Genomic DNA, 4,307 nt, shown 5'->3' with positions numbered 1-4,307 from the left:
CGGAGACGACGTGTTCGGCGGCGACCTGCTCGCGGCCGTCGCCAAGCAGGGCGTGGACGTCAGCCACGTCGCCACACTCAACGGCTCCTCGACCGGGATGGCCTTCATCGCGGTCGAGGAGAGCAGCGAGAACATGATCATTGTCGCGTCGGGCGCCAACCGGCAACTGACCCCGGCGGCACTCGCCGGCCGCGCGGGGCTCCGCGCACTGCTCCAGGACGCGGGAGCGCTGCTCCTCCAGCTCGAAACCCCGCTCCCCGCCTCGATAACGGCGGCGCAGGTCGCCCGCGAGCTGCGCGTCCCCGTGGTCCTCAACGCAGCCCCCTGTCCCCCGGACCCGACCCCGGAACTCGGCCAACTGTTACAGCTCACTGATGCGCTGATCGTCAACGAGTCCGAGGCAATCGCCCTAGCGGGCTCCGCGGACCCGGCCGCGCTGCTCGAGTTGGGACCGGCCGTCGCCATCGTCACCCTCGGCGGACGCGGAGCGAGCGCCGCCGACAAGACAGGCCGCGTCGACGTGCCCGGCTTCGCGGTGCCCAGCGTGGACACAGTGGGTGCGGGCGACACGTTCTGCGGTCAGTTCGCCCTCGCCTTCGCCTCCGGCGCCCCGCTCGCCGAAGCCGTCCGCCGCTCCTGCGCCGCAGGCGCCCTCGCCACCACCACGCACGGCGCGCAATCCGCCGCCGCCACGCCCGACCGCGTCGCCGAACTGCTGTCCCATTGAATTGAGAGGAGTGGACAACGATGCCCACCGTACTTTTGATCGGAACACTCGACACGAAGGGCCGTGAATACGCGTTCGTCCGCGATCGGCTCCACCTGTCCGGCGTGGACACGCTCGTGCTGGATGCGGGCGTGCTCGGCGCTCCCACGGGAGTGGCCGACATCGGCAACGACGAGGTCGCCCGCGCGGGCGGGAGCACGCTGGCAGCCCTGCGCGCAGCACACGACCGTGGCGACGCGGTTGCCACGATGGCACGCGGCGCCACCGCCATCGCCCGCCGGCTCCTCGAGGATCGCCGCATCGACGGGGCCTTCGCGCTGGGCGGGACCGGTGGCACGACGATCGCGAGCCACGTGATGCGCGCGCTCCCGGTGGGCTTCCCGAAGCTGATCCTTTCCACCGTGGCCGCCGGAGACACCAGGCCCTACCTCGGCGGCAACGACATCACCCTGATGTACTCGGTCGTGGACGTCGCCGGGATCAACTCGGTCTCGCGCCCGATCCTTGCGAACGCCGCCGCCGCGGTCGCGGGCATGGTCACCGCGGTGCCGCTGCCATCGAGCCCCGACAAGCCGGTTGTGGCGGCCACGATGTTCGGCGTCACCACCCCGGCCGTCGACGCGGCGCGGGCCCGCCTGGAGGAGCTCGGCTACGAAGTCCTCGTCTTCCACTGCACCGGCGTCGGCGGCATGTCCATGGAAAAGCTCGTCGAATCCGGCACCGTCGCCGGGGTCCTGGACCTCACCACGACCGAGCTCGCCGACGAACTGGTCGGCGGGGTCTTCTCCGCCGGACCGACCCGGCTCACCGCCGCGGGACGCGCCGGCATACCCCAGGCCGTCAGCTTCGGCGCACTCGACATGGTCAACTTCGGGCCTCGCGAGACGGTGCCGCCCGGCTTCGCCGAGCGCCGTCTGCACACGCACAACGCCACCGTGACCCTTATGCGCACCACCCCCGGCGAGAACACCGAACTCGGCCGTCGACTGGCCGAGCGGCTCAACGCCGCCACCGGGCCGGTGAGCGTGCACCTGCCGCTGCGTGGCGTCTCGGCCATCGACTGCGCGGGGGAACCCTTCCACGATCCGGAGGCGGACAAGGCGCTGTTCACGGCGTTCGACGAGACCATTGCCGAGCACGTGACCGTCCTGCGCCGCAACGCGGTGATCAACGATCCCGACTTCGCCGTCGAGATGGCCGACGCGCTTCACGACAACATCCAGAGCCACACCTCAGGGAGGAAGAACCCGTGAGCCGCCAAGAGGTTCTCGCGAGGCTTCGCGCGCAGATCGAGCGCGGCAGCGCCGTCATCGGCGCGGGAGCAGGCACCGGGCTGTCGGCTAAGAGCGTCGAGAGCGGCGGCGCCGACCTCATCATCATCTACAACTCCGGCCGATACCGGATGGCCGGGCGCGGCTCCCTCGCGGGCCTGATGCCCTACGGCGACGCCAACGCGATCGTCGTGGAGATGGCCGCGGAGGTGCTCACCATCGTGAAGCAGACCCCAGTGCTCGCGGGGGTGTGCGGCACCGACCCGTTCCGCGACATCCCGCGGTTCCTGCGACAGCTCGCGGACCTCGGGTTCGCGGGCGTGCAGAACTTCCCCACCGTCGGGCTGATCGACGGGACGTTCCGGGCGAATCTCGAGGAGACCGGGATGTCCTACCAGCTTGAAGTCGAGATGGTCCGCGAGGCCCACCGACTCGACCTGGTCACCTCGCCCTACGTCTTCGACGAGCAGCAAGCCGAGGCGATGACGGACGCCGGGGCCGACATCATCGTCGCGCACATGGGCCTGACCACCTCCGGCACCATCGGCGCGCAGACCGCCGCATCACTCGACGAGTGCGTCACCCGCGTCCAGGCCATCCGCGACGCCGCCGCGGCCACCCGAGGCGACGTGATCGTCCTGTGCCACGGAGGCCCGATCGCGAACGCCGAGGACGCCCAATACGTCCTGTCGCGCACCAAGGGCGTGGCCGGGTTCTTCGGCGCGTCCAGCGTGGAACGTCTGCCGACCGAGGTCGCCATCACCGAGAACATGAGGCAGCTCAAGGAGATCCGTGTCTGATCCGAACACAGAAGTGGAACTCACCGCGCTGAGCGGCATGGGGTCGCGGGACTTCGATCTGGCGGTCGATCAGTTCGCCCGGTGGGGCCTGCGCTGGATCGACGTGTGGGGCACGATCTACGGCAAGTCGGTCGCCGAACTGGATGCCGCGACCGCCGGGCGTGCCGCCGCGGCGATCGAGCGCGCCGGGCTGCGCGCCTACTGCCTGTCCACCCTGGTCTTCAACGAGCACGTGGAGCGCGGCGAGGAAGTCTTCCGCACCGAGCACCTCGGCACGCTCGACCGGACCCTGGAAGCCGCCGCGGTCCTCAAACCCCGCTACGTCCGGCTGATCGCCGGGAAGCTCGACGGAGCCGGGGCCGGATCCACCGTGCCGCGCCTGAAGCGGGAGCACCCGTGGGTCGCCGAGGTCTACCGCGAGGCCGCGCGGCGCATCGTCGACGCGGGATTCATTCCGACGATGGAGAACGAGGTCCACGACTGCTTCCTCGCCCAGCCGCGCGACTTCGTCGACTTCGTGGACTGGGTCGGGCCGCCGGATCAGTTCCGCATCACCTGGGACATCCAGAACGCCTGGCAGATGGGCGCCCCTCCGACGCTCGACGCGTACCGGACACTGCGCCCGCTGATCGGCTACGTCCACACCAAGGGCGGGCGCGCCGCGGACGACGACCCGACCCGGCTCGAATGGAACGTCGGGCTCGACGCCGCCAGTTGGCCCGTGGTCGAGATCATCCAGGCGGTCGTCGACGACGGGGTGTCCCCCGTGATCTGCCTGAACCCCTCGCACGGCACGTGGCGGGCGGACTACGACTACGGCGCACCGGGGGCCTTCCACCCGGACGTCCCGTTCGAGCAGTGGGATATGTCCAAGGTCACCGAGAAGGACCTGCACTTCCTACGCGCCCACATCAAGGGAATCCGAAAATGACCTACCAGCGAAGCTTCGACAAGCGCGTGCGCGTCGGCATGGTCGGCGTCGGCGGGCACGCCTACCGCAACATCCTGCCCGCCCTCAACTTCCTCCCGGTCCAACTCGTCGCCGTCGCGGACGTCAACGAGGAACTCGCCCACCGCACCGCCGCGCAGTACGGCCTCGAACACGGCTACGCGAGCGCGACGGATATGTACGCCCACGAAGACCTCGACGCCGTCCTGATCTGCGTCTCACCGCAGCTGCACCCGGCCCTGGCGATCGAGGCGTTCCAAGCCGGCTTGCACGTGTGGCTCGAAAAGCCCGCCGCCACCACCGTCGCCGAGGTCGACCAGATGATCGCGGCCCGCGGCGAGTTGATCTCCACGGTCGGCTACAAGAAGGTCTTCATGCCGGCCGCGGTCAAGCTCCGCGAGCTCATCACCTCAGGATCCCTCGGGCAGCTCTACACCCTCCTCGCGCAATACCCGCTGAGCATCCCCCTCGGCGGCAGCCCCGCGGACAACTCCATGTGGCTGGCCAACGGCTGCCACCCCGTCTCGCTGCTGCTCAGCATCGCCGGCCCAGCCGCCGGA

The 4,307-nt window shown here is 70.0% G+C and carries 5 protein-coding genes; all 5 read left to right on the top strand.

Translation table 11 applies throughout. From position 1 onward, the window contains the following. A partial coding sequence (locus VG296_RS11070) for a ribokinase (RefSeq protein WP_325565559.1) occupies nt 1-727 on the top strand: 727 nt, incomplete at its 5' end. Nucleotides 728-747: 20 nt separating this feature from the next. Next, nucleotides 748-1,980 carry a Tm-1-like ATP-binding domain-containing protein gene (locus tag VG296_RS11065; RefSeq protein WP_325565558.1) on the top strand — a complete coding sequence of 411 codons (1,233 nt, stop codon included), beginning with the start codon at nt 748-750 and terminating at the stop codon, nt 1,978-1,980. Beyond that, nucleotides 1,977-2,798 carry a phosphoenolpyruvate hydrolase family protein gene (locus VG296_RS11060; protein ID WP_325565557.1) on the top strand — a complete coding sequence of 274 codons (822 nt, stop codon included), beginning with the start codon at nt 1,977-1,979 and terminating at the stop codon, nt 2,796-2,798. The genes VG296_RS11065 and VG296_RS11060 overlap by 4 nt, the downstream gene beginning before the upstream one ends. Continuing rightward, on the top strand, nt 2,791-3,729 hold the full coding sequence (locus VG296_RS11055; protein WP_325565556.1) for a sugar phosphate isomerase/epimerase family protein: 939 nt from the start codon (nt 2,791-2,793) through the stop codon (nt 3,727-3,729). The genes VG296_RS11060 and VG296_RS11055 overlap by 8 nt, the downstream gene beginning before the upstream one ends. Then, the coding region (locus tag VG296_RS11050) for a Gfo/Idh/MocA family oxidoreductase (RefSeq protein ID WP_325565555.1) at nt 3,726-4,307 on the top strand (582 nt) is incomplete at its 3' end. The genes VG296_RS11055 and VG296_RS11050, both read left to right, overlap by 4 nt.

Source organism: Actinospica sp. (assembly GCF_035552695.1).
In the GTDB taxonomy this organism is placed as follows: Bacteria; Actinomycetota; Actinomycetes; order Streptomycetales; family Catenulisporaceae; genus Actinospica.
This window is presented reverse-complemented; position numbering and strand designations above follow the sequence as displayed.

Coding starts and splice junctions, on each gene's coding strand:
- VG296_RS11065 (WP_325565558.1), top strand. CDS start 748: ATGCCCACCGTACTTTTGATCGGAACACTCGACACGAAGGGCCGTGAA.